This window comes from Rhodococcus sp. 06-470-2 (genome assembly GCF_002258235.1).
Lineage (GTDB): Bacteria > Actinomycetota > Actinomycetes > Mycobacteriales > Mycobacteriaceae > Rhodococcoides.
Map to the genome: position 1 here is coordinate 320375 of NZ_NOYB01000032.1, position 25952 is coordinate 346326.

Annotated in this window: 21 protein-coding genes and 1 pseudogene; 12 read left to right on the plus strand and 10 right to left on the minus strand. The window is 65.9% G+C overall.

Going from position 1 to position 25952, the window contains the following annotated elements:
- Entirely contained in the window at positions 1-927 is a 927-nt protein-coding gene (locus CH276_RS17115) for an EamA family transporter (protein ID WP_094630072.1), read from the minus strand.
- A gap of 233 nt (positions 928-1160) precedes the next feature.
- On the opposite strand from CH276_RS17115, the gene CH276_RS17120 reads away from it, so the two are divergent.
- Positions 1161-1355 carry a DUF7455 domain-containing protein gene (locus CH276_RS17120; RefSeq protein ID WP_027496884.1) on the plus strand — a complete coding sequence of 65 codons (195 nt, stop codon included), beginning with the start codon at positions 1161-1163 and terminating at the stop codon, positions 1353-1355.
- A 113-nt stretch (positions 1356-1468) separates the two neighbouring features.
- Here CH276_RS17120 and CH276_RS17125 read toward each other — a convergent pair whose 3' ends face one another.
- A complete protein-coding gene (locus tag CH276_RS17125) occupies positions 1469-3208 on the minus strand; it encodes a DEAD/DEAH box helicase (RefSeq protein WP_032397917.1) in 1740 nt (579 codons plus the stop codon).
- Between the two features lie 190 nt (positions 3209-3398).
- Here CH276_RS17125 and CH276_RS17130 point away from each other — a divergent pair, with 190 nt between their 5' ends.
- Positions 3399-4511 (plus strand): YihY/virulence factor BrkB family protein, encoded by a 1113-nt coding sequence (locus tag CH276_RS17130; RefSeq protein ID WP_254924115.1) that lies wholly within the window; start codon positions 3399-3401, stop codon positions 4509-4511.
- Here CH276_RS17130 and CH276_RS17135 read toward each other — a convergent pair.
- The gene (locus CH276_RS17135; RefSeq protein WP_032398413.1) at positions 4484-4720 is read right to left on the minus strand and encodes a DUF3039 domain-containing protein; all 237 of its coding nucleotides are present in this window, start codon (positions 4718-4720) and stop codon (positions 4484-4486) included. The two genes, CH276_RS17130 and CH276_RS17135, sit on opposite strands and share 28 nt — an antisense overlap.
- 93 nt (positions 4721-4813) lie before the next feature.
- On the opposite strand from CH276_RS17135, the gene CH276_RS17140 reads away from it, so the two are divergent.
- The 3 genes from CH276_RS17140 (at position 4814) to CH276_RS17150 (ending at position 7859) form a co-directional block, all read left to right on the plus strand.
- A complete protein-coding gene (locus tag CH276_RS17140; protein ID WP_032397916.1) occupies positions 4814-5182 on the plus strand; it encodes a DUF3099 domain-containing protein in 369 nt (122 codons plus the stop codon).
- 33 nt (positions 5183-5215) lie between these two features.
- Complete coding sequence (locus tag CH276_RS17145) at positions 5216-6709, plus strand: N5-glutamine methyltransferase family protein (protein WP_094630074.1); 1494 nt, start codon at positions 5216-5218, stop codon at positions 6707-6709.
- A gap of 178 nt (positions 6710-6887) precedes the next feature.
- Entirely contained in the window at positions 6888-7859 is a 972-nt protein-coding gene (locus tag CH276_RS17150) for a sigma-70 family RNA polymerase sigma factor (protein WP_032377730.1), read from the plus strand.
- A gap of 126 nt (positions 7860-7985) precedes the next feature.
- Here the strand turns inward: CH276_RS17150 and CH276_RS17155 are convergent, their stop codons facing one another.
- Positions 7986-10643: a bifunctional acetate--CoA ligase family protein/GNAT family N-acetyltransferase gene (locus CH276_RS17155; protein ID WP_032398411.1), complete on the minus strand. Its 2658-nt coding sequence runs from the start codon at positions 10641-10643 to the stop codon at positions 7986-7988.
- 64 nt (positions 10644-10707) lie between these two features.
- On the minus strand, positions 10708-11976 hold the full coding sequence (locus tag CH276_RS17160) for an acetoin utilization protein AcuC (RefSeq protein WP_094630075.1): 1269 nt from the start codon (positions 11974-11976) through the stop codon (positions 10708-10710).
- 185 nt (positions 11977-12161) lie between these two features.
- Between CH276_RS17160 and CH276_RS17165 the strand changes: the two genes are divergently transcribed.
- Positions 12162-12848 (plus strand): metal-dependent transcriptional regulator, encoded by a 687-nt coding sequence (locus CH276_RS17165; protein ID WP_032397915.1) that lies wholly within the window; start codon positions 12162-12164, stop codon positions 12846-12848.
- Between the two features lie 46 nt (positions 12849-12894).
- Complete coding sequence (gene galE / locus CH276_RS17170; RefSeq protein ID WP_094630076.1) at positions 12895-13875, plus strand: UDP-glucose 4-epimerase GalE; 981 nt, start codon at positions 12895-12897, stop codon at positions 13873-13875.
- A 40-nt stretch (positions 13876-13915) separates the two neighbouring features.
- Here galE and CH276_RS17175 read toward each other — a convergent pair whose 3' ends face one another.
- The 4 genes from CH276_RS17175 to CH276_RS17190 all read right to left on the minus strand — a co-directional run bounded on the left by CH276_RS17175 (position 13916) and on the right by CH276_RS17190 (position 17720).
- Positions 13916-14968 carry a DUF4192 domain-containing protein gene (locus CH276_RS17175; RefSeq protein WP_176459291.1) on the minus strand — a complete coding sequence of 351 codons (1053 nt, stop codon included), beginning with the start codon at positions 14966-14968 and terminating at the stop codon, positions 13916-13918.
- Positions 14969-15182: 214 nt separating this feature from the next.
- On the minus strand, positions 15183-15893 hold the full coding sequence (locus tag CH276_RS17180; RefSeq protein WP_094630078.1) for a DUF5642 family protein: 711 nt from the start codon (positions 15891-15893) through the stop codon (positions 15183-15185).
- 112 nt (positions 15894-16005) lie between these two features.
- A complete protein-coding gene (locus CH276_RS17185) occupies positions 16006-16638 on the minus strand; it encodes an MBL fold metallo-hydrolase (RefSeq protein WP_045195419.1) in 633 nt (210 codons plus the stop codon).
- Entirely contained in the window at positions 16635-17720 is a 1086-nt protein-coding gene (locus tag CH276_RS17190; protein ID WP_032397911.1) for an S-(hydroxymethyl)mycothiol dehydrogenase, read from the minus strand. Before CH276_RS17190 ends, CH276_RS17185 begins: the two co-directional genes overlap by 4 nt.
- A gap of 163 nt (positions 17721-17883) precedes the next feature.
- On the opposite strand from CH276_RS17190, the gene sthA reads away from it, so the two are divergent.
- The 4 genes from sthA to CH276_RS17210 all read left to right on the plus strand — a co-directional run bounded on the left by sthA (position 17884) and on the right by CH276_RS17210 (position 24283).
- The gene (gene sthA, locus CH276_RS17195; RefSeq protein ID WP_094630079.1) at positions 17884-19299 is read left to right on the plus strand and encodes a Si-specific NAD(P)(+) transhydrogenase; all 1416 of its coding nucleotides are present in this window, start codon (positions 17884-17886) and stop codon (positions 19297-19299) included.
- Positions 19300-19482: 183 nt separating this feature from the next.
- Positions 19483-20427: a proteasome assembly chaperone family protein gene (locus tag CH276_RS17200; protein WP_032397909.1), complete on the plus strand. Its 945-nt coding sequence runs from the start codon at positions 19483-19485 to the stop codon at positions 20425-20427.
- Between the two features lie 228 nt (positions 20428-20655).
- Positions 20656-21696, plus strand: coding sequence for an alpha/beta fold hydrolase (locus tag CH276_RS17205; RefSeq protein WP_032398408.1), 1041 nt, complete (start codon positions 20656-20658; stop codon positions 21694-21696).
- 70 nt (positions 21697-21766) lie between these two features.
- Positions 21767-24283 (plus strand): DEAD/DEAH box helicase, encoded by a 2517-nt coding sequence (locus tag CH276_RS17210; protein ID WP_045195424.1) that lies wholly within the window; start codon positions 21767-21769, stop codon positions 24281-24283.
- Here CH276_RS17210 and CH276_RS17215 read toward each other — a convergent pair.
- A pseudogene (locus tag CH276_RS17215) lies at positions 24270-25208 on the minus strand (hydrogen peroxide-inducible genes activator). The gene CH276_RS17210 and the pseudogene CH276_RS17215 sit on opposite strands and share 14 nt — an antisense overlap.
- 155 nt (positions 25209-25363) lie before the next feature.
- Between CH276_RS17215 and CH276_RS17220 the strand changes: the two are divergent.
- Positions 25364-25951, plus strand: a complete 588-nt coding sequence (locus CH276_RS17220) for a peroxiredoxin (RefSeq protein ID WP_032397906.1) — start codon at positions 25364-25366, stop codon at positions 25949-25951.
- Position 25952: the final 1 nt, after the last annotated feature.

A 25952-nucleotide genomic window follows, 5' to 3' on the forward strand; every position in this document is an offset into this window, starting at 1 on the left:
TCAGGGCGGCGGAATGTCGGCAACGCCCCGATCTCTTCGGGTCGGCAGCCCACCGACCACGACTGCCACGATGACGGCCAGGATTCCAAGAGCCTCGTACGTCGTCGGAATCTGAGTCAGCACCACGGCACCGACCACCGTCGCCGTTGCCGGAAGCAGAGCCAGCAACAACGCGAAGCGGGCCCGGCCCACTCGCACCAGGACGTACTGATCGAGAACGTAGGGAACCACACTCGACAACAGCCCGACGCCCAAACCGAGAACCCAGATCCGCCAGTCTCCCAACGCATTCGGGTGCGCGACCGCGAACGGCCCGAACAAGGGAACGGCCAGGAGAACGGACGCGATTGCGAAACCGGCAGCCATGTCGTCGAGTCCCTGGCCAGCGTCGGCAACCGACTTGCCCAGCACGATGTAGGCAGCCCACAGCGCCGCCGAGCCCAGCGCGAACGCGATCCCGACCAACCCCACCTCGCCGCCCTCGAACTGCGCAGAGGCGATGGCTCCGACGCCGGCCACCACCAGCAGCAGCGCGCACACGTCGGCAGGCCTTCTGGACCCGGCAGCGGCGACCGCGATCGGCCCGAGAAACTCGATGGCCACGGCCGCGCCGAGCGGCAACCTGGCGATCGCCTCGTAGAACATCGCGTTCATGCCGATCGTCGCACCGCCGAACGCGGCGGCCGTGATCGCCCGACGCACGGTCCATGCGCCGGCACCGGCCCGACGCCGCCACGGCCGCCGCCAGAGCACCAACACCAGCGCCGCACCGAACCCGCGCAGCCACGCCACCGCGGCCGGATCGACGGTGTCGAACAGGAACACACCGATCGCCGCACCGACGTACATGCACAGCGCACCGATCACGAACAGCGAGGGGATACCCAGCTTCGATGCGCCGGAGAGCGAAGTAGAAGTCGAAGCCACACCGGCGACCCTACTGCCGCGGCACGGGCGAACTCCGATCAGCTGTCAGCGAACACCGTCGACTGCGTTCCTGCTCGTGAACGATGTTTCGTGTTAGTGACAACACAAAGAAACGCGCTCGGGAACAACGCATGACCGCCATACGTCTGACAGAGTGAACGGACCGCGCCATACCGACGCGGCGGACCGGCCCCAGGCGAACGGGACAACCCGCAAGCCAGTACGGAGGAGTCATGCCCGGAACATTGACCAGCCCACAATTGACAGCAGCGGACCGGTGCGACCGGTGCGGTGCAGGGGCTCGCGCGCGTGTCGTGCTCTCGACCGGTGGAGAACTTCTCTTCTGCGGTCACCACGCCACCGAGCACGAAGCCCGTTTGCGTGAAGTGAACGCAACGGTGATGACCGAATCGGACTCCACGGTGTAACCCACCTTTTGTGTCGGGGGAAAACAGGTTCGCCACGATCGACGAACACAACGACGAAGACGGACGGTCACCAGACCGTCCGTCTTTTTCGTGCCCGGACCCGCCGGGGATCTCTACATCTTCCGCAACTGCGCGATTCGCTCACCCAACTGATCCGCCGACGCCATCGCCGTCGGCGGGCCACCACAGATTCGTCGCAGATCGCCGTGAATCACCCCGTGCGGCTTCCCGGTGCGGTGGTGGTACACCGCAACCAAACTGTTCAGCTCACGCCGCAGACCGGCCAACTGGCCCGCACTGGTGGCCCTGTCGTTGACGACGGCAGGTGCCGGAACCGCCGGTCCGGCGGCCGGCTTGTCGATCTGTTCCTGTTGGCGCTGGCGCAGCAGGTCGCGCATCTGCGTCGCGTCGAGCAAACCGGGCAGACCGAGATAATCGGCTTCCTCGTCGCTGCCCGAGAACGTCGCGGTACCGAACGACGAACCGTCGTAGATCACCTGGTCCAGTTCCGCATCCGCGCCCAGCGAGGTGTACGCCTTCTCCTCCTCGCCCAGCTCGTCCTTCTGCTTGTTGGCGTCGGCCAGCAACTCGTCGTCGAAGCCGTCCTTCTCCCGATGCGGCTTGCCGAGGATGTGATCGCGTTGCGCCTCGAGCTGCGACGCGAGATCCAGTAGCACCGGTACCGACGGCAGGAAGACGCTCGCCGTCTCACCCTTGCGCCGAGACCGCACGAATCGGCCGATGGCCTGCGCGAAGTACAGCGGGGTCGACGCACTCGTCGCGTAGACACCGACGGCCAGACGCGGAACGTCGACGCCCTCGGACACCATGCGGACGGCAACCATCCACCGCTGGTCGCTCTTGCCGAACTCGGCGATGCGAGCAGAGGACGTGGGGTCGTCCGAGAGCACGATCGCAGGCGTCTCCCCCGTGATCACCTCGATCAGTTTCGCGTAGGCCCGCGCCACCGTCTGATCGGTCGCGATGACCAGACCGCCGGCATCGGGCATGCCGCCTGCGCGCAGTTGCGCGAGCCGGGTGTTGGCCGCCAACAGCACCGCAGGCATCCAGTCGCCCTGCGGATCCAGAGCGGTGCGCCATGCCCGCGCGGTCTGTTCGGCATTGAGCGGCTCCCCCAGCCGAGCGGTGTATTCCTCGCCTGCGCTGTCCCGCCAGCGCGCCTCACCGGAGTACGCGAGGAACACGACCGGACGGACGACGCCGTCCGCGAGAGCATCGGAGTAGCCGTACGCGTGATCGGCCTTGGACCGCATCAACCCGTCCTGATCGGGTTCGTAGTTGACGAACGGGATGGGACTGTCGTCGCTACGGAACGGCGTACCGGTCAGTGCGAGACGTCGGGTGGCGTCTCCGAACGCTTCGCGAATTCCCTCACCCCAGCTCTTCGCGTCGCCGCCGTGGTGGATCTCGTCGAGAATCACGAGGGTCTTGCGTGATTCGGTGCGCACTCGATGCTTGAACGGGTGCGAGGCGATCTGCGCATACGTCACGACCACGCCGTGATAGTCGCTCGACGTCTGACCGGTCGAGTTCGAGAAGCGCGAGTCCAAGGCGATTCCGACCCTGGCGGCCGACTCCGCCCACTGGTGCTTGAGGTGTTCGGTGGGCGCAACGACCGTCACCTGGTCGACGGTGCGATGCGCGAGCAGCTCCGCGGCCACCCGGAGGGCGAAGGTCGTCTTGCCTGCGCCGGGCGTCGCGACCGCGAGGAAATCCTTGGGCGAGGCGACGAGATACTTCGTCAACGCCCGTCGCTGCCACGCACGCAGCGGTGCGCCCCCGATCGCGGGAGCGGCAGTCTGCTCGGTGGACGGTGGTGTGGGATCGAACATGTCAGCGCTCACTGGCCGCCGGTTCCTGGCATCGATGTAAATTCCTCGCGCTCTCGGTAGCCCTGCAGTGTCCGCGGAGGAGCCTATCGCTCCGCACCGACCGATCCCACATCGCTGGGGTGAGTCGGATGCGACACGGCGAGTCGGCTGTTAGGCGAAGTCGCCTGTCGTCAGGAATGCTGGAGGAACCATGAGCGAGTCTGCAGGCGGAACTCCACCACCGGAACGGTTGTCGGCGAGAAGGCCGATACACGCCGCGTGGAAAGTGACTCTGCGCACTCTGAGCAAGGCGTGGGACGACTCGATCTTCAGCAAGGCCGCAACGGCCGCGTTCTGGCAGACGCTGTCGCTGCCACCGCTGTTGCTCGGCGTGCTGGGCAGCCTGGGACTCGTCGGCGGATGGTTCGGACCCAACACCGTCGAGATCATCGAGTCCAAGATCATCACGTTCAGCAACACCCTCTTCAGCGGTAGCGTCGTGGACCAGATCATCGCTCCGACGGTCAAGGACGTTCTCGCCCAGGGCAGCGGGGAGATCGTGTCCGTCGGCTTCCTGCTCTCGTTGTGGGCCGGGTCCTCTGCGATCTCGACGTTCGTCGACTCCATTGTCGAAGCGCACGGTCAGGCCGACGCACGACATCCCGTCTGGCAGAGGTTCTTCGCGCTGCTTCTCTACGTGGGTTTCCTGGTGATCGCGGTCTTCGTGCTTCCGCTCGTCGCACTCGGACCGGTGTACGTGCAGCAGATCCTGCCCGACTCGTGGATCACCGTGGGCAGCGAGGTCATCGACTTCTTCTACTATCCGGCCGTCGGGCTCCTGCTGATAATAGGTTTGACCACGCTGTACAAGGTGGCCCTGCACACCTCGTTGCCCTGGCATCGCCTCCTCGGCGGAGCTCTGCTGGCCGGGGTGTTCTTCATGATCGCGAGCGCGGTACTACGCCGGTACCTCGGCTGGGTGACGAGCACCGGATACACCTACGGCGCGCTGGCGACGCCCATCGCGTTCCTGCTGTTCACGTTCTTCCTCGGCTTCGCCGTCGTTCTCGGTGCCGAGTTCAACGCAACGATCCAGGAGTTCTGGCCCGCCCGGGCGACACGAATGGACCAGATGCGGGAGTGGATCGCGGCGCAGGCCGCCACCGACGACAAGTCGTCGGGACCGGTGACCGCCGTCGCCCGACGGCTGGCCACGGGGCCGATCAAACTGACCGGCGACCGAGCCCGTTCGGATCGACCGGAACCGACCCAGGACCGGCACCCGGGCGACGGTGCTCAGTCGCCTTTCTTGAGACCCTCGTAGACCTTCTTGCAGTCCGGGCACACCGGTGATCCGGGCTTCGCGGACTTGGTGACGGGAAACACCTCACCGCACAGCGCGACGACGTGTGTACCCATCACCGCGCTCTCGGCGATCTTGTTCTTCTTCACGTAGTGGAAGAACTTCGGCCGGTCGTCATCGGTGGTTTCGTCCGGTGCGATATCGGGACGGTCCTTCGTCTGAGTGCTCATGAACACAGATTAATCCGTGCATCCACAGCATGGGGTAACCGGTTCCACAGCTCGTCGTATGCATTCTGTGAGCAGTAGTGCCACAGTGGAGGTATGACGAGAACCCCAGGGTTCGACGGAAGCGCGTACAGCGACTCGCCGGATGGGCCCGTCCTGATCACCGAGGCGCAGCAATCGGTCGAGGAGCAGCACAAAGCTCGCGTCCGCAAATACATGTTCATCATGTCGTTCCGCATCCCGGCGCTGGTGTTGGCTGCCATCGCGTACGGGATGTGGATGAATCCGTGGATCTCCATGGCGATAGTCGGAGCGTCCATCCCACTGCCGTGGATGGCGGTGCTGATCGCCAACGATCGGCCGCCCCGCACCAAGGACGAGATGAGCCGATACGACTACCGGACCGTGGACAGGCCGCAACTGGAATCGAGCAACCACCGCGTGATCGAACCGGGCGACGACTGACGCCCCGGCCGTCGCCGGTGCGACACTTGCGTCGTGACTGCACCGAATCCCACGTCCCCGCTCACCGTCGCCTGCTCCGGTCTTCGTGAGGCCTTCGAGCGGGCGGGATACGACGCCGACGGCGTACTGACACTGCTCGGCGAAGACGCCCACGCTGCCCTCGGTCGCAGCGAACCGGTGCCGGTACGTGATGCCAGTCGGGACGGGGGTGCGCTGGGTGTTCTGGTACGCCTGTTCCTTCTCGTCGACGACTGTCCCGAGTCCGACGTCGCCGACGCCATCGCGCCACTGACGGTCGCCGACGCCGTCGCAGCCGGAATTCTCTCCCGATCGGGATCGACGGTGCGGACGATCCTCGACATTCGGCCTCTCGACGCCGGCCACGGGACTCGGTGGATCGTCTCGGATCCCGACGGCAGCATGCGCGCCGCCGAGACCGCTCCCGATCACGTGCTCGGCGTCGGACAGGCTTCCCTGTCTCTGTTGCGCGGAACGCCCACGTCCCCGGCGACCAGTGTTCTCGACGTCGGTACCGGCTGCGGCGTCCAGGCCGTACACGCCTGCGGCTACGCAGAGCAGGTGACCGCGACCGACATCAGTCCGCGATCGATGGACCTGGCTGCGGCGACGATGGCGCTCAACAACCTCGACGTCGAGTTGCTGCACGGTTCCTGGTTCGAGCCCGTCGCCGGGCGTCGGTTCGATCGCATCGTCGCCAACCCGCCCTTCGTCGTCGGCCGCGCCGAAGTGCAGCACTCGTACCGCGATTCCGGCCTCGACCTCGACGGAGCGAGCGCTCTGATGATCGGCCGAGCCCCGGACCACCTGACGCTCGGCGGTACCGCGGCGATCCTGGCGTCCTGGGTGCACGTCCGCGGCGAGGACTGGCGCGCGCGGGTGGCGTCGTGGCTGCCTGCGCACGGCATCGACGCCTGGGTCGTCGAGCGTGACGTCGCCGATCCCGCGCTCTACGTGGGCACGTGGATGCGCGACGGCGGACTCGATCCACGCGATCCCGACGCGGCCGCAGTGGCACAGTCCTGGCTCGATCACTTCGCCGCCGCCGACGTGGAAGGAATCGGTTTCGGGTTCGTGTATCTCCGCAGAACGGACGAGCCGACCGATCTTCTCGCGGAGGAACTCACCCATGGCTTCTCCGACCCGCTCGGCAACGAATCGATCGAGTACTTCGCGCGGCTGGACTGGCTGCGGGAGCACGACATTCTCGACTCGGTGCTCACCGTCGACCCGAACACCGCGCTCGAACGCGTCTACCTTCCCGGCGAGGAGGGCTGGGCCGAAGTGGCGGTGCGGGTCCATCGCGGGAACGGCCCGCAGTGGCAACACGACATCGACGAACTCGGTGCGGCTCTGCTCGCCGGGCTGCGACCCGACGGTCTATCGGTCGGTGAACTGGTGGAGTTGCTCGCTGCTGCGCACGGCGAGGACGCCGAGGAACTGGCAGTGCATGCGGTGACGATGATGCAGGGTCTCGTCCGGCACGGGTTGGTTGTGCCGGCTCGATGAGTCGCCGACATCGACCCGGGAGAGCGCGCGTTCCCGGCGGCTTCACTTCTCAGCAACTTCTCAGGACGAACATGACGTAATCCCTGGTCACGCGGGTATCCACGGGATCGGCGTGGGAACTTATCGGAGTCTCCCAAGCGTTGAGCCTTGTGAGACACCACCGACCAGGAGGCAAGTCATGACCAGCCCCAGCACCACGATTCGTCCGCGGCCAACCGATGCCGATCTGGACGCTCAGAGCCCAGCAGCCGATCTCGTTCGCGTGTACCTCAACGGCATCGGCCGCACCGCATTGCTGACGGCTGCCGAAGAGGTCGATCTGGCCAAGAGGATCGAGGCCGGTCTCTACGCGAAGCAGGTTCTCGAGAACACGAAGCGACTGAGCGCGGTCAAGAAGCGCAACCTCGCCATCATCGTTCGCGATGGAAGTGCTGCGCGTAGCCACCTGCTCGAAGCGAACCTTCGCCTGGTCGTGTCTCTCGCCAAGCGGTACACCGGTCGCGGTATGCCCCTGCTCGACCTGATCCAGGAGGGCAACCTCGGACTCATCCGCGCGATGGAGAAGTTCGACTACGCCAAGGGCTTCAAGTTCTCGACCTACGCGACGTGGTGGATTCGTCAGGCCATCACCCGCGGCATGGCAGATCAGAGCCGCACGATCCGGCTGCCCGTCCACCTGGTCGAACAGGTCAACAAGTTGGCCAGGATCAAGCGTGAGCTGCATCAGCAACTCGGCCGCGAGGCGACGGACGAGGAACTGTCGAGCGAATCGGGCATCGCGGTGGAGAAGATCGCTGACCTGCTCGACCACAGCCGCGACCCGGTCAGCCTGGACATGCCGGTCGGCAGCGACGAGGAAGCGCCTCTCGGCGACTTCATCGAGGATTCCGAGGCGACGTCCGCCGAGAACGCCGTCATCGCCGGCCTGTTGCACAGCGACGTCCGTGTCGTCCTCGGAACTCTCGACGAGCGAGAGCAGCAGGTCATCCGTCTGCGCTACGGCCTGGACGACGGACAGCCCCGCACCCTCGATCAGATCGGCAAGCTCTTCGGGCTCTCCCGCGAGCGCGTCCGTCAGATCGAGCGCGAGGTGATGGTCAAGCTTCGGCAGGGCGACCGCGCCGAGAAGCTGCGGTCCTACGCCAGCTGAGCACAGCCACCGACCGGTGCAGCAGCGGTGACCGTCCCCGTTCGCTGCACCTCACGCGGTAGCCGGGCCGACGTTCTCTCCCCCCGGGACGTCGACTCGGCTGCCGCTTTGTCGTGGCCCGTCCGCTCAGCGCAGGCGACGCGGACCCAGATCGGCCTTGGTGGGCTCGGGCCCGATGCGCACCCGAGCGTCGGTGATCTGCGCGCCGTCGGCGGAGGCCAACACCGGCTCGCACGAGATCTCGCGAATGTCGGCGATGTCCTCTGCAAGAGCAGAAATACGCTGAACGAGGTCGATCAGGGCATTCTTGTTGACGGGCACCGCATTTCGGTATCCGGACAGCAGCGGAGCCGCTTTGGGCGCGTCGATGAGCTGCGCGGCCTCGTCTTCGGTCAGCGGCAGCACCCGGTACGCGCGGTCACCCAACAAGTCCGAGATGACCCCGGCCAGCCCGAACGAGATGAGTGATCCGAACGACGGGTCGTCCTGCACGCGTACGACGCATCCGATGCCCTTGACCGCCATACGCTGAACGTGCAGCAACGGCTCGCCGGAGTCCGCAGCGAGGTTCCGGTACGCCACGCGCACTGCCGAGGCGTCGGCCATGTCCAAGCGCACTCCCCCGAGATCGGGCCGGTGTCGCCACCGCTCCCCGGTCGCCTTCACCGCCACCGGGTAACCCAGTTCGTCCGCCGCGGCGACCGCCTCGTCCTCGTCGGTCACGATTCTGAAGGCCACGACGTCGAGTCCGTAGCAGGACAACAGTTCTGCGGTCTCGAAGTCCGAGAGCCACCGTCCGTGACTGCCCGACGACCGCCACCCTTCCACCAGTCGCTTCGCGCGATCGGAGTCGATGCTCTTGGGACGGACGAGGTTCGACACCGGTCGCGAACGCCACGACGAGTAGCGCCACGCGGCAGCCAGGGCCGCAACCGCCCGCTCCGGACTCGAATACGACGGCACCGAACCGCGAACGGGATGACCACCCGGTCCGCGTACCGCCAGGACGTCGGGGATTCCTTCGGTGGCCAGGAAGGTCGAGAGCACGGGCTTGTCGGATCCACGAACGGCATTGCCGAGCGCGGCCGCGAACGGTTCGACCTCGACGGCGACCGGAGGCACGAACACGACGATGACGGCATCGATGTCCGACGCGGCCAAGGCCGAGGACACCGCCGCAGCGAACTCTTCGGGACCCGCCTGCGGACCTACGTCGGTCGGATTGCTCGCATGCAGGCCCTTGGCACGCGCAGCGTCGACGGCCAGCACACCCAGAGCCGTCGAATTTCCCACCACGGCAACCCGCGGGCCGACAGGAAGAGGCTGATTTCCGAACAGGACGGCGCAGTCGAACAGTTCGGAGATGGTGTCGACCTGGATGACGCCGGCCTGCGCGAACAGTGCGCGCACGATCGAGTCGTCGATGTCGGCACCGATCGCGTGGGCGGGCGGCACGGCACCGCGTCCGCTCTTGACCGCGATGATCGGCTTGGTGCGTGCGACCCGTCGCGCGATCCTGGTGAACTTCCTGGGATTACCGAAGCTCTCGAGGTACAGCAGGATCACCTCGGTGGCCGGATCCGAGTCCCAGTACTGCAGTAGGTCGTTTCCGGACACATCGGCGCGGTTTCCGGCCGAGACGAACGTCGACAGTCCCAGCCTGCGGTTGGCGGCCTCGTCCAGAATCGCGATGCCGAGGGCTCCGGACTGACAGAAGAACCCGACGTTGCCCGGCGTGGGCAGATGCGGAGCCAGGGTGGCGTTCAGACCGAACTCGGGATCGGTGTTCGCCACACCGAGCGCGTTGGGCCCGATCAAGCGCATTCCGTGCGCCCTCGCGGCGAGCACCAGCCTGCGTTCGCTCTCCTGTCCCGCGGGTCCGGTCTCGCCGAATCCGCCCGAGACCACCAGCAACGCTTTGACGCCCTTGTCGAGGCAGTCGTCGAGTACCGCGTCGATCGCATCGGCGGGCACCGCAGCGATCGCCAGATCGACCGGATCCGGGATGTCGTGCACCGTGGCGTAGGCGCGGACTCCGCGGACCGAACGGTGGTCGGCGTTGACGGGATACACCGGGCCGGTGAAGTTGCCCGCCAGCAGATTCGCGAGAACGGCGTTGCCCACCTTGGAGCTGTCCGTCGACGCTCCGATCACGGCGACCGATCGAGGGCTGAGTACGTTGCGCACACTGCGGGCCTCGGCGGCACGTTCACGCGAATTGCGCACCGAGAGCAGCGCTTCGCTCGGGTCGATCGCGAACTCGAGTCGCAACACTCCCCCCTCGAAGGACCTGCTGACCTGATAACCCGCTTCGCGGAAGACGGTGACCATGTTCCGGTTCTCGGCGAGCACCTCGGCGACGAACATGTTCACCCCGTTCTCGGCGGCCGCCCCCGCGAGGTGTTCGAGCAGGATCGGCCCCAGCCCGCGGCCCTGATGCGCGTCGGCGACGACGAAGGCCACCTCGGCGGAATTGCCGTCTCCCTCGGGAAGTCGTTCGTACCGGCCGACCGCGATGATGTCGTCACCGAGCACCGCGACGAACGCGACTCTGTCGTGGTGGTCGACGGTGGTGAAGTTGAGCACGTCACGCTGGGGCATCGTGGGGTAGGGACCGAAATACCGCAGGTACCTCGTCCGCTCGGACAGCCGGCCGTGGAACGCGACGATGCGCTCGGAGTCCGACGGGACGATGGGACGCAGGTGCACCACACCGCCGTCGGAGGTCAGGACGTCGGCAACCCAGTGCCGCGGAAACGACGTCTCCGCTCGCTCCCGTGCCAGGTCCTTCTCGCTCGGCTCCGACGCCGCAACGGCAGGCTCCTCGGCCGAGGGGCTGTCGGTCGGATCAGTCACGCGGGTCCTCCGGATCGAGTCCGAGCAGTGGAAACACTGCTCGACGGGTGGCGATGATCGCCGAATCGACGCGTTCGAGCGCCCTGTCCGTGCCGTCCGCGCCTGCGAGAGACCCACCGGGTCCGTCCCAGGCGGGATAGTCGACGTCTCCCCCGTCACCCATGGTCTGCGGTAGGTCGACGCTCGGTGCCATGGTCCGCACCCGCTCGCGCCACGTGTCCGGCAGCGCCGACATCGGGTCGATGTCGCGGCCGAGCGCGGCAGCGATGAGGTGCGTCCAGGACCGTGGAACGACGCGCACCAAGCCGTACCCGCCACCGCCGACGGCCAACCACCGACCTTCGGAATGCTTGTCCGCCAGATCGCGCATGGCCAGGAACGCAGCGTTCTGGCCGTCGACGGTCAGGGCGAGGTCCGCGAGGGGATCCTCGCGGTGGCTGTCCACACCGCATTGGCTGACGATGATCTGGGGCCGGAACGCCGCGATCGCGCCCGGCACGATCGCGTGGAACGCGCGCAACCACAACCTGTCCGCGGTCCCGGGCAGCAACGGGACATTGATCGAGGTTCCCTCACCGCGCTCGGTTCCCACCTCGGTGGACCATCCGGTGTTCGGCCACAGCGTCGCCGGATGTTGATGCAACGAGACCGTGAGCACTCTCGGGTCACCGAGGAAAGCCGCTTGAACGCCGTCCCCATGGTGAGCGTCGACGTCGATGTAGGCGATTCGGTCGAACCCGTTGTCCAGCAACCACGAGATGGCGATGGCGGCGTCGTTGTAGACGCAGAAGCCCGATGCCCAGTCGGCCATCGCGTGGTGCATACCGCCACCGATGCTGACCGCGCGTCGAGCGCGACCCGACGCGATCTCGCGGGCGGCGGCCAGCGAGCCGCCGGCGAGCATGGCGCTCGCCTCGTGCATCTGCGGAAACACCGGATTGTCGTCGGAACCGAGTCCGTGGACGACGTCGTCGGGATCGCGCAGGGCCGGGCCCTGCGACGGTGCCTGTTTGACGGCCTCGATGTACGCGCTGGTGTGAAACCGGAGCAACTCCGAATCCGGTGCTGCGGCGGGCTCGACCAATTCGACACCCTCGAGCAGGCCGACGTCGGTGGCGAGCGCCATCGTCAGATCGAGTCGAGTCGGGTTCATCGGGTGGTCGTCGCTCCACCGGTAGCCGAGGTAGTCCGCGCTCCACACGACGATGTCCTCGGGGCGGTTCGGGATGGACGCGGCGGCGCGTGTCGCCTGATCAGACATAGGGACAAAACTACGTTGTCGGGCGGGATGGTGTTGCCGGGTTCCGTTGTTGTCCCCGGAGTCCCCCTGTGAGAAGCCACGGGAAAAGACGTCCTCCGTTGTGGTGCGCCGCGCCCGCTGCGACTGGGTGAAGCGCCTATTTCGGGACGCTGACGGTAGGATCGAGCCCGACGAAGGGGTTGAGTGTGAAGGATCTGGTCGACACCACGGAGATGTACCTCCGGACGATCTACGATTTGGAAGAAGAGGGCGTGATTCCGCTCCGCGCGCGAATCGCCGAGCGGCTCGAACAAAGTGGTCCCACCGTCAGCCAGACCGTTGCTCGGATGGAGCGCGACGGGCTGTTGTCCGTCGCGGGCGATCGGCACCTGGAGCTGACCGAGAAGGGCCGAAGTCTGGCGGTTGCGGTCATGCGCAAGCACCGTTTGGCAGAGCGCCTGCTCGTGGACATCATCGGTCTGCGCTGGGAAGACGTTCACGCCGAGGCGTGCCGCTGGGAGCACGTGATGAGCGAGGAGGTCGAGCGTCGTTTGGTGACCGTACTGAACAACCCGACGACCTCGCCGTACGGCAACCCGATCCCGGGGTTGGCCGAACTCGGTCTCGGCCAGTCGACTCTGGCACCGGAGGCTCTCATCCGCCTCACCGACGTTCCGGTCGGCCAACCGACGGCCGTCGTGGTGCGTCGTCTCGCCGAGCACGTCCAGTCCGACCCCGAGGTGATCGCTCAGCTCCGCGAGGCAGGCGTGGTCCCCGATGCTCGCGTTACAGTCGAGGCCAAGCCCGGATCGATCACGATCACGGTGCCAGGACACAGCGGTGTCGACATATCCGAGGAGATGGCGCACGCCGTCCAGGTGAAGAAGGTCTGACCTCCCACCGACGACGGCGTTCGACGCGTGTGAGGGAGAACGAACAGTGAAGCTTCTGGTCACCGGTGGTGCGGGCTACGTCGGCAGCGTCTGCGCGGCCGTGCTCGTCGAGCGCGGACACGAGGTCGTGGTCGTGGACAACCTGTCCACCGGTAACCGGGACGCCGTGCCCGGTGGTGCCACGTTCGTCGAAGGTGACGTCAAGGACGTCGCCGCGGACGTGTTGATCGGCGGCGGCTTCGACGCCGTCCTGCACTTCGCCGCGCAATCACTGGTGGGCGAGTCGGTGGTCTCGCCCGACAAGTACTGGAGCGGGAACGTCGTCACCTCGCTGGCGTTGCTCGATGCCATCCGAGCATCCGACACCGCGAAGCTGGTGTTCTCCTCGACCGCCGCCACGTACGGCGAGCCCGAGAAGACTCCCATCACCGAGGACGCACCCACCCGCCCCACCAATCCCTACGGTGCCACCAAACTCGCGATCGATCACGCGATCACCTCGTACGCCGCGGCCTACGGCCTCGCAGCCACCAGCCTCCGGTACTTCAACGTCGCCGGTGCCTACAACGGTTTCGGCGAGAATCGCGTCGTCGAGACCCACCTGATTCCGCTCGTGCTTCAGGTCGCTCTGGGGCAGCGCGAGAAGATCTCGGTGTTCGGCACCGACTGGCCCACTCCGGACGGTACGGCTGTTCGCGACTACATCCACGTCGCAGACCTGGCCGAGGCACACATTCTCGCCGTCGATGCCGCACAACCGGGTGAGCACACCATCTACAACCTCGGCAGCGGCACCGGGTTCTCGGTGCACGAGGTCATCTCGTCCTGCGAGCGCGTCACCGGTCTGCCCATCGCCGTCGAACATGCTCCCCGTCGTGCCGGTGATCCTGCGGTCCTGATCGCCTCGAGTGCACGTGCGGTCGAGGAGCTGAAATGGACGCCGGAGCTGACCGATCTCGATCGGATCGTGGCCGATGCGTGGACCTTCCTGCAGCAGCTCGGCGATCGGTCGCACGCAGCGCGCTGACCCGCGTTGCCGGCCGATCATCGATGTGCCCGACCGGCCGTCACCGTCGACCGAACGGGTCGCCGGGCAACCGAACTCCGCAGGCGCGCGCGCACGCGAAGCCGCTCTCGGCCACTTCGCGAACGAGTTCGGGACCTGCTCCTGCGCTGAGCGATCGGTCCAGCAGTCGCGCCAGTGAGTAGGTCTCGTCGGCTTCCAGTGCAGCGTCGATCGCGACGCGGGCCATCGGCCCGTCTCCCCGCACGTACGCGCTGAAGGCCAGAAGTGTTGCGGCGACGGCGCGTGCGCCCTTCGGCAGGACGCGGGACATTCTTGCCCAGAACTCTTCGACGAATCCGGCGTCGTCGCCAAGCGTCAACGCCAGCACTGCGTCACGCACCTGGACGTGGCCGATCGCGAGTGCGATGCGAGCGATGTCGGTCGGATCCAATTCGGTCTCGTACGGCCCGCGTGCGATGTACGACAGCACCGAGGTCAAGTCGTCGGTACGAGACCGGGTGCCCTCGCGTCGTTGTCGCGACATCTCGGCCGCCACGGCCCGCACCGTCGCGTCGGGGCCCGGTGCGATGGTCTCGGCGAGCTCGCACCTGGACTTTCGCACGGAGTAGCCGTCGAGCACGCGTGCCACGGTCATCGGAGACGCCGAAGGATCGGATATCAGGCCGTGCCGCTGCGGTCCGCGCAAGGTCCACCACTCGGCGGAATCGGCGATCTCCGACGCCGCGAGGGCCTCGCCGAGCTGCACTCCGAACGATGCGAGTGCAGCGTCGAGTTCGATCACCAGCGCTTCGACGTCGAGCAGATGCGCTGTTCTGACGGCTCGGTCGAGCCTGTCGTCGACGAACACCGCCATGACCGCGGGGATGTTCTCCCTCGCGCAGTAGCCGGCAAGGTGGCCGATGGCGTCGAGCATCTCCTCGGTCGCGCGGGTACGACCGCCTGCGCGCCGATCGGCGTGTTCGCCCGCCAGGACGAGGTCGTGACGCATCGTGGGTCCGACGCCGGCACCGCCGTCCTGGACCGCGATGAGCACCATCGATCGATGCGGGTGGAATCCGAGCATGGCCGGCACGGCTGCCATCAGGTCGCTCACGTGACCGAGTCGAACGCGATGGCGGGAGTCGAAGTTGTCGTGTGAATTCGTCGGTGTGTGCATACCGGAGAATCCTGGCCGGGGTCCTGACGACCGAAGAAGTCCCGACCTGGGCTTTCGAACTGCCCTGTGGAGAACCGGTGTGTTGTGGACCGATCGTGTCGCCGGAACTGTGGACGACCGATTCGTGTCGGTGCGATCTGCTATCGCTCCGTCAGCCCTGGCCGACCTTCTGGACGGCCGCGGTGAACAGCTCGTCGAGGGTCGTCGCGTCGGGCGTGCCCGAGCCGAACGACATGAACGTGGCCGACACTCGCACCCCGTCGATCTGGGCCATCAACGTCAGCATCGACTGCGTGACGGAGTCGCCGCCTGCTCCCGATGCAACGGTCTGCCGGACGGCCAAGGTGTCGTCCGCGTCGATGGGCGGTGCCGGCGTCAGAGTCGAGGTCACCGTCGAGGTCGCACCGGACTTGGTTGCCGTCACCTCCCCGCACTGTTCGAGCTGCTCCTTGCGCGCCGAGAGCGGTTCGTCCACTGCGGTCAACTCGATCGAGATGGTCGATCGACTGTCGTTGTCGGTTCCGACGATCATGGCCGTTCCCGTCGGGCCGAAGTCCTGGTCGGCAGGCTTGCATCCCGCCGGGCTGACCTCGGCACCGGCCGGTATTCCGCTGAGATCGGGTGCGGCTTGCGAGATCGCCTGCTGGGGCAGAACCAGGGCGTCGTACGGTGCCGGGAAGCTGGACGGGTCGATCAGCAGCGTGTTCAGATCCACACCGGACCGCGCCGACGAGGTGGCACTGCCTGCGCTGGGTTCAGCGGTGCCCGTGACGGTCGAGCTGCACCCCACCAGTACGAGCGCTCCGATCGCCGCCGACGTGGCAGCGCTGGTCAGGCGGGTTCTCCGTGCGGCGGGGCTCACAAGACGTCCTCTTCGAGTAGGTGGGACGCCGCAGCACTCGCTCCGGCGTCCCACCACTGTCTCATTCCGACCACCTCGAACGCGGCAGGCGACCTACCGCAGTGTCGCGATGTCAGCTTCCGCGGGCGATCCACTCCTCGAGGTGCGGTGCCTCGTCGCCGATACGCGTGCCGTCGCCGTGCCCGGTGTTGACGCGAGTCTCGACGGGAAGCGCGAAGAGTCGATCACGGATGGACCCGATGATGGTCGGGAAATCCGAGTACGACCGGCCGGTGGCACCCGGACCGCCGGAGAAGAGGGTGTCGCCGCTGAACAACTCCCCCGCCTCCGGCAGGTACAGGCACGTCGATCCCGGTGAGTGTCCGGGTGTGTGCAACGCCAGGATGTCGGTTCCGGCCACGGTGATGCGCTGGCCGTCCTCGAGGGTCGAGTGCCCGACGCCCGGGTGCGTCTGCTCCCACAGCATCTCGTCGGCCGGGTGCAGCAGAATCGGCGCGTCGAGGGTGTCCGAGAGCTCGGGTGCCACGGTCACGTGATCGTTGTGACCGTGTGTGCAGACGACGGCCTTGACCGTGCGACCGGCTACCGCGTCGACGATCGGGGCCGCGGTGTGGGCTGCGTCGACGATCACGACCTCGTCGTCGTCGCCGATCAGCCAGATGTTGTTGTCGACGTCCCAGGTGCCACCGTCGAGACTGAACGTGCCCGAGGTGACCACGTTCTGGACACGGAATCGACCACTCACAGGATCACCACCGACCGCAGCACGGTGCCCTTGTGCATCTTGTCGAACGCGGCTTCGACGTCCTCGATGGTGATGCGTTCGGTGACGAACTTCTCGAGCGGCAGACGGCCCTGCTGGTAAAGATCCACCAACTGCGGGAAGTCGCGCTCGGGCAGGCAGTCGCCATACCAGGACGACTTCAGCGAGCCGCCGCGGGAGAAGAAGTCGATGAGCGGCATCTCGAGAGTCATCTCGGGAGTCGGAACGCCGACGAGCACCACGGTTCCGGCGAGGTCGCGTGCGTAGAACGCTTGCTTCCAGGTCTCCGGACGGCCGACGGCGTCGATCACCACATCGGCACCGAAGCCTCCGGTCAGCTCCTGCACGGCCTCGACGGCGTCGACCACGGAGGAATCGACGGTGTGGGTGGCTCCGAGTTCGAGGGCCCATTCGAGCTTGCCCGGGTCGCGATCGACCGCGATGATCGTCGATGCGCCCGCCAATCGGGCTCCGGCGATCGCGGCATCGCCGACGCCGCCGCAGCCGATCACGGCCACCGAGTCTCCGCGCGAGACGTTGCCGGTGTTCATCGCTGCCCCGAGCCCGGCCATCACTCCGCAGCCGAGCAGTCCGACGACGGCGGGATCGGCGTCTGCGGCGACCTTGGTGCACTGGCCCTCGTGCACCAGGGTCTTCTCGGCGAATGCGCCGATGCCCAGCGCAGGGGTCAGCTCGGTGCCGTCCTCGAGGGTCATCTTCTGTGCTGCGTTGTGGGTGTCGAAGCAGTACCACGGGGTGCCGCGCTTGCAGGCTCGACATTCGCCGCACACGGCACGCCAGTTCAGGACGACGAAGTCGCCGACCTCGACGTGCTCGACGCGGTCGCCGATGGTCTCGACGATTCCGGCTGCCTCGTGTCCGAGCAGGAACGGGAACTCGTCGTTGATGCCGCCTTCGCGGTAGTGCAGGTCGGTGTGGCACACCCCGCAGGCCGCGATCTTGACCACGACCTCGTTCGGCCCGGGATCGGGGATGGTGATCGTCTCGATGGAGACGGGCTCGCCCTTGCTCTTGGCAACGACAGCGCGGACCTGCTGCGGCATGTGTTCCTCCACTGTGAATCGGGTGTTTCGTGCTGGGCTCAGCCTCGCACAACGCATCAGTACGTGGCGACATCTGCATGGGTTCGGCTTCCGAATCTCGGAGTTCACAAGGTTGTGACCGGGTGGGCACGCAGTCTTTGCGTGCGGGCGGTACCTATGACGAATGTCTGAACCCATGGAGTACGACCTGGTGGTCATCGGCTCCGGCCCAGGTGGCCAGAAGGCGGCCATTGCGGCTGCGAAGCTCGGCAAGCGGGTGGCGATCGTGGAGAAGGGCCACATGCTCGGCGGGGTCTGCGTCAATACCGGCACCATTCCGTCCAAGACGCTGCGCGAGGCCGTTCTGTACCTCACGGGCATGAATCAACGTGAGCTGTACGGGGCGAGCTATCGGGTGAAGGCCGACATCACTCCGGCCGATCTGTTGGCGCGAACCCAGCACGTGATCGGTAAGGAGATCGAGGTGGTGCGCTCGCAACTGCTGCGCAACCGGATCGAGCTCATCACCGGCGTCGGAAAGTTCCTCGACGTGCACACCATCGTGATCGAGGACGAGTCGCGAGGTGAACGCATCACGGTCAAGGCAGCCAATGTGGTGATCGCCACCGGCACCGCTCCCGCGCGTCCCGCCGACATCGCGTTCGACGATTACCGCGTCCTCGACTCCGACGGGATTCTCAATCTCGAATTCATTCCGGCGTCCATGGTCGTGGTCGGGGCCGGGGTCATCGGAATCGAGTACGCATCGATGTTCGCTGCCCTGGGAACGAAGGTCACCGTTGTCGAGAAGCGCGATTCGATGCTCGACTTCTGCGATCGCGAGATCATCGAGTCGTTGCAGTTCCACCTCCGCGATCTCGCGGTGACGTTCCGCTTCGGGGAGGCGGTGACCGCGGTCGACGTCGGCCCGAACGGAACGGTGACCACCCTTGCCAGCGGCAAGCGGATCCCGGCGGAGACGGTGATGTACTCGGCCGGCCGTCAGGGTCTGACGACAGCACTCGAACTCGAGAACGCCGGTCTGGAGGCCGACGCGCGCGGTCGCATCTTCGTCGACGAACATTTCCAGACCAAGGTCGATCACATCTACGCGGTCGGTGATGTCATCGGATTTCCGGCGTTGGCCGCGACGTCGATGGATCAGGGCAGGCTGGCGGCGTACCACGCGTTCGGCGAATCCAGCGCGAAACTGACCGATGTGCAGCCCATCGGCATCTACTCGATTCCCGAGGTCTCGTACGTCGGAGCCACCGAGGTCGACCTGACGAAGGGATCGATTCCCTACGAGGTGGGGGTGTCGAGGTACCGCGAACTCGCTCGGGGTCAGATCGCCGGCGACTCGTACGGCATGCTCAAGCTGCTCGTCTCCACCGAGGACCGGTCGATTCTCGGCGTACACATCTTCGGGTCGGGTGCGACGGATCTGGTGCACATCGGACAGGCCGTGATGGGGTGCGGCGGCACCGTCGACTACCTCGTCGATGCGGTGTTCAACTACCCCACACTGTCGGAGGCGTACAAGGTTGCCGCCCTCGATGTCACGAACAAGATCCGTGCGCTGGCCAACTTCGACCGCTGATGTCGTCCTCGGCACGAGGGCAACCCGGGACGGGGAATGAACAGCGGTCCACCGGTTGTTCTTTCGGATAGTGAATCGCCACGATCGACGTCGGCGGGTACGGGGCTCGCGCCCAGGATCGGCGTATTCTTACCCGATGCTCGCTTCGAGGTACCTACGAGTCGATCCGAAAGGGGCCCGGCCATGACCGAACAGTCGAAGATGTACGAGCTGGAGTTTCCGGCACCGCAAATCTTCTCCAACGACGGAGTCGGACCCGTCCTCGTGCACGGTCTGGAGGGCTTCTCCGACGCGGGTCACGCAGTGAAGTTGGCGACGACTCATCTGCGCGAGAGCCTGGAGTCGGAACTCGTCGCGTCGTTCGACGTCGACGAGTTGATCGACTACCGGTCCCGTCGGCCGACGATGACGTTCAAGTCCGATCATTTCTCGGACTACGACGCTCCCGAACTGAATCTCTATGCCGTCAAGGACCGCACCGGCACCCCGTTCCTGCTGCTGGCCGGTATGGAACCGGATCTGCGGTGGGAGAAGTTCACCACTGCCGTTCGCCTGCTCGCCGAACAGCTCGGAGTCCGTCGGACCATCGGTCTCGGCTCGATCCCGATGGCCATTCCGCACACTCGGCCGCTCGGTGTGACGGCCCACGCCAGCGACAAGGAGCTGGTGAAGGAAGGCAACAGCTGGGCAGGTGACCTGCAAGTGCCCGGCAGCGCGTCGTCCCTGCTCGAGCTCAGGATGGCGCAGCACGGTCACGAGTCGATGGGCTTTTCGGTGCACGTACCGCACTACCTCGCCCAGACGGACTACCCCGGTGCAGCCGAAACGCTGCTCGAGAACGTCAGCGAAGCCGCCGAGTTGGACCTGCCGCTGGCCGCGCTGGGTGAAGCTGCCGCACGGGTTCGGGAGCAGGTGAACGAGCACATCACCGGAAACGAAGAAGTCCAGTCGGTGGTGCAGGCACTCGAGCGTCAGTACGACACCTACGTGGCCGCGCAGGAACAGCAGTCGACGCTGCTGGCCAGCGACGAGCCACTGCCGAGCGGCGACGAGCTCGGGGCCGAGTTCGAGCGCTTCCTCGCCGAGCAGGCCGGTCTCGACGAGGGAGAAGACACCACCGAGCAGTAGCAGTGTGAGCGGTCACAGAGGATGATCGCTCGGGCGCGCACATCGGACAGTTCGGGCGGATCGAAACATACCTGTAACCGCAAATACGCCCGATGTTCTGCCCCGAGCGTCATCTCGTGCAAGAGTCGTACCAACACGTACTCGGGTACGTACGTCCACACACTCGTGCACGGCGTCGCCGTCGTGTGCCGCTTCGCGCGGTGCACCAGGGAATTTCAGGAGGCGCAGATGAGCACCAATCCGCGCAGTCGCAAGCTCCGCCCGGTTCCCGACGAAGAGCCACGGCTGATCTTCCGGACCATTCACGGATACCGGCGGGCGTTCCGCATGGCCGGTGAAGGACCGGTCCTGTTGTTGATCCACGGGATCGGCGACAACTCCGAGACGTGGAACGAGGTGATCCCGCACCTCGCGAAGAACTACACCGTCATCGCTCCGGATCTGCTCGGGCACGGTCGCTCGGACAAGCCCCGTGCCGACTACTCCGTCGCCGCGTACGCCAACGGCATGCGTGACCTGCTCTCGGTGCTGGGCATCGAACACGTGACCGTCGTCGGACACTCACTGGGCGGCGGGGTCGCCATGCAGTTCGCCTACCAGTTCCCGGGCATGGTCGACAGGTTGGCTCTGGTGTCCTCCGGTGGCGTCACCAAGGACGTTCATCCCCTCCTTCGACTGGCATCCATGCCGTTTCTCAGCGAGGCGGTCAAACTGCTCCGCCTGCCCGGTGCCATCCCCGCGGTGAAGTTGGCGGGCAGCCTCCTGAGCACACTGCACAGCTCTCCCCTGCGTCCCGGGTCGCTCCTGCACGACACTCCGGATCTGATCCGAGTGCTGAGCGAGCTTCCGGCCCCGACGACGTACGAGGCGTATCTGCGGACCCTGCGCGCCGTCGTGGACTGGCGCGGCCAGGTGGTCACGATGCTGGACCGGTGTTACCTGACCGAGAATCTGCCGGTGCTGCTCGTCTGGGGTGATCAGGACTCGGTGATTCCGGTCAGTCATGCGCACCTCGCTCATTCGGCCATGCCCGGTTCCACGTTGGAGGTGTTCGAGAATTCCGGACATTTTCCGTTCCGAGACGACCCGATGCGCTTCCTGCAGGTCGTGGAGGACTTCATCGATTCCACCCCGTCGTTGACGTTCGACGAAGTGCGGTGGCGCAACCTGCTCATCACCGGTGTCGGCGAGGACATGATCACCGGCAGCGCGAGTACGAGACTGGCAGTGCTCGGAGCCATGGGCTCGGACGAACGCAGCGCCACCTGACGCATCGACGGACCCCGCCCGGCGCAGTGTCGATGCGGGTCCGGCCGTCGATCCCACATAGCCTGTAGAGGTGCTTCTCACCGAACTGATTCCCGATACCGCCGCCGCTCGGTCCGACGGCGTCGACCCGGACGTCCTGTTCGACACGTTCACCACCTGGACTGCCGATCGCGGTCTGACCCTGTATCCCGCGCAGGAGGAAGCTCTCATCGAGCTGGTCTCCGGCTCCAACGTCATCCTCGCGACGCCGACCGGATCGGGTAAGTCGATGGTGGCCATCGGAGCTCACTACGCCGCGATGGCCGCGGGCATACGCAGCTTCTACACCGCGCCGATCAAGGCACTGGTCAGCGAGAAGTTCTTCGCTCTGTGCGAGATCTTCGGTGCTCAGAACGTCGGCATGATGACGGGCGACGCGTCGGTCAATTCCGGAGCCCCGATCATCTGCGCCACCGCCGAGATCGTCGCGAACCTCGCCCTGCGTCAGGGCCGCGGCTCCGACATCGGCCAGGTGATCATGGACGAGTTCCACTACTACTCCGAGCCCGATCGAGGGTGGGCCTGGCAGGTGCCGTTGATCGAACTGCCGCACGCCCAGTTCCTGTTGATGTCCGCGACCCTGGGCGATGTCTCGTTCTTCCGGGACGATCTGACCCGGCGCACCGGACGCACGACCACCGTCGTCTCGGGCTCCGAACGTCCGGTTCCACTGATGTTCTCGTACGTCACCACTCCGATCAGCGAGACCATCGAAGAACTGGTGGAAACGCATCTCGCGCCGGTGTACGTCGTACATTTCACGCAGGCCGCGGCACTCGAACGAGCCCAGGCGCTGACGAGCGTCAATGTCGCGTCCAAGCAGGAGAAGGCCGAGATCGCCGAGGCCATCGGCGCCTTTCGCTTCACCACAGGTTTCGGGAAGACCCTGTCGAGACTGGTTCGGCACGGCATCGGGGTGCACCACGCCGGCATGCTTCCCAAGTATCGACGGTTGGTCGAGAAGCTGGCGCAGGACGGTCTGCTCAAGGTGATCTGTGGAACGGACACGTTGGGGGTGGGCATCAACGTTCCCATTCGCACGGTGTTGTTCACCGGACTGACCAAGTACGACGGCATCCGCACCCGCAAGCTTCGGGCCCGCGAGTTCCATCAGATCGCGGGACGCGCGGGCCGAGCCGGCTACGACACCCTCGGCACCGTCGTGGTGGAGGCCCCCGAACACGACATCGAGAACGCGCGTCTGGTGGCCAAGGCCGGCGACGATCCGAAGAAGCTCAAGCGTGTGCAGCGCAAGAAGGCACCCGACGGTTTCGTCTCGTGGGGTGAGCCGACATTCGAGCGGATCATCGCCGCCAGCCCGGAGCCGCTCACGTCCCGGTTCTCGGTGAGCAACGCGATGTTGCTCAATGTCATTGCCCGGCCGGGCAATTGCTTTCATGCCATGCGACACCTGCTCGAGGACAATCACGAGACCCGGCCCGCTCAGCGCAAGCACATCTTACGGGCGCTCTCGCTCTACCGTGGTCTGGTCGATGCGGGCATCGTCGAGCAACTCGACGAGCCGGACGCCGACGGTCGACATGCTCGACTGACGGTGGACCTGCAACCGGACTTCGCGCTCAATCAGCCGCTGTCGACGTTCGCGGTCGCGTCCTTCGACCTGCTTGACGCCGAATCACCGACCCATGCCCTCGATGTGGTGTCGATCATCGAATCGACCCTCGACGATCCGCGTCAGATCCTCATGGCACAGCAGCACGCCGCGCGCGGCGAAGCGGTGTCGCAGATGAAGGCCGACGGCATCGAGTACGACGAGAGAATGGAGCTGCTCGAGGAGGTCACGTGGCCGAAACCTCTTGCAGAGCTGCTCGTTCCGGCATTCGAGATCTACCGCGGCACCCATCCGTGGCTCTCCGAGGTCGGTCTGTCGCCCAAGTCCGTGGTCCGCGACATGGTCGAGCGCGCGATGACGTTCGCAGAATTGATCAGCCACTACGGTCTGATGCGGTCCGAGGGACTCGTCCTGCGGTATCTCGCCGACGCCTATCGCACACTGCGCCAGACGGTTCCGCCGGAGTCTCGAACCGAAGAGGTACAGGACATCACCGAGTGGCTGGGTGAGCTCGTTCGGCAGGTGGATTCGAGCCTGCTCGACGAGTGGGAGAACCTCACCGATCCCGGTGCCGAGCCGGAAGCGCTCGTGGAGGCGTACGGATCCGACGTGCCGCGTCCGATCTCGGCCAACCCGCGAGCCTTCCGAATCCTCGCGCGCAATGCGATCTTCCGCCGCGTGGACCTGGCGGCGCGCCGACAGTGGAACACGCTCGACGACCTCGACGACGGCCCGGACTGGGAGGCCGAACTCGAACCGTTCTTCGCCGAATACGGCTCGATCGGAACCGGCCCGTCGGCCCGTGGCCCCGCATTGTTCACCCTGAACGTCGGTGCGGAGTCCACGACGGTGCGTCAGGTGTTGGAGGACCCCGACGGGGACCACGGCTGGTCGCTCGACGCCGTCGTCGATGTGCCCGAGTCCGATGCGGCAGGCGAGATCGTGTTCGACGAGATCGTGATCACGCCCGGCTGAGGCCATCTGCTTGGCCGGCACGAACCTGGGTGGCGAGAAGACTTGCCAGCGCCCGGTATTCGGCCGAGCGCGCACTCGTGGATCGGTGCACGAGACCGATCGTGCGGCCGGGAGCCGGGTGTGCGAATTCCGCGGTGGACAGGCCCGCACGAGCGACCTCGACCTCGACGGCGCTGCGCGGCAGCAGCGTCAGACCCAGCCCGCCTGCAACGCACTGCACCACCGTGGTCAACGACGCCGCCCGGGTAGCGCTCGCGTCGGGCGCGATGTCGACCGAGCGGCACAGGTCGAGGGTCTGCTCGCGCAGGCAGTGCCCCTCGTCGAGCAGGAGCAGAGGCAGGCCTCGGAGGTCGGCGACGTCCAGATCCCGCCGCCCCGCCAGTGGGTGCTCGGCAGGTAACGCGAGCACGAAATCCTCGGTGTACATGGATATTTCGATCAATCCCGGGTCGGCGAGGGGCAGCGCGAGAACGGCGACGTCGAGGTCACCGGAGCGGAGTGCGTCCAGCAGTCGGGCGGTGTGATCCTCCACTATCCTCGGCACGAGGTCGGGATACTCGGCGCGTACGGCCGGGAGTACTGCCGGCAGCACGTACGGTGCCACGGTCGGAATGATTCCGAGCCTGATACCACCGGTCAGGTGGCCACCCAATCCTGCTGCGGTAGCGACGAATCCGTCCACCGCGTCCAGTGCCGCGGTGGCCCGAGCGAGCAACTGACCGCCGGCAGGCGTCAACAACACCCGGCGAGTGCTGCGCTCGATCAGCTGCACCCCCAGCCCCTGCTCGAGCGCAGCAAGAGCCTGCGACAGCGAAGGCTGGGTGATACTCAGTTACGCTGCGGCAGAACCGAAGTGGCGATGACGTGCGATCGCCGCGAAAGCCCGCAGATGCGACAGGGTCGGCTGATAGCTTCGATCGGTCACGCCTATCAGTGTAGTGCCACTCATCACGTTTACCTTTGACCACACTTTTGGCACACTCGTACCGGTCGGCCGGGCTCGTACGGCTGCATTCACGCCACCGACCCCGAACCGCTCACATACGGAACCGACGCGATCATTCGACACGAGGAGACCACATGGCACTGTTGACAATTGGCGACCAGTTCCCTTCATACAACCTGACCGCCGTCATCGGCGGAGACCTGTCCAAGGTGAACGCTCAGCAGCCCGACGATTACTTCACCACCGTCACCAGTGACGATCATGCAGGCAAGTGGCGCATCGTCTTCTTCTGGCCCAAGGACTTCACGTTCGTGTGCCCCACCGAGATCGCCGCGTTCGGCAAGCTGAACGAGGAGTTCGAGGACCGTGACGCACAGGTCCTCGGTGCGTCGGTGGACAACGAGTTCGTCCACTTCCAGTGGCGGGCACAGCACGACGAGCTCAAGACCCTCCCGTTCCCGATGCTGTCGGATCTCAAGCGTGAATTGGCTGCTGCCACGGGTGTTCTCAACGCCGATGGTGTCGCCGACCGCGCCACGTTCATCGTCGACCCCAACAACGAGATCCAGTTCGTGTCGGTCACGGCAGGCTCGGTGGGCCGCAACGTCGACGAGGTCCTTCGAGTTCTCGATGCCCTGCAGTCCGACGAGCTCTGCGCCTGCAACTGGAAGAAGGGTGATCCCACCATCGACGCAGGCGAACTGCTGACGGCGAGCGTCTGAC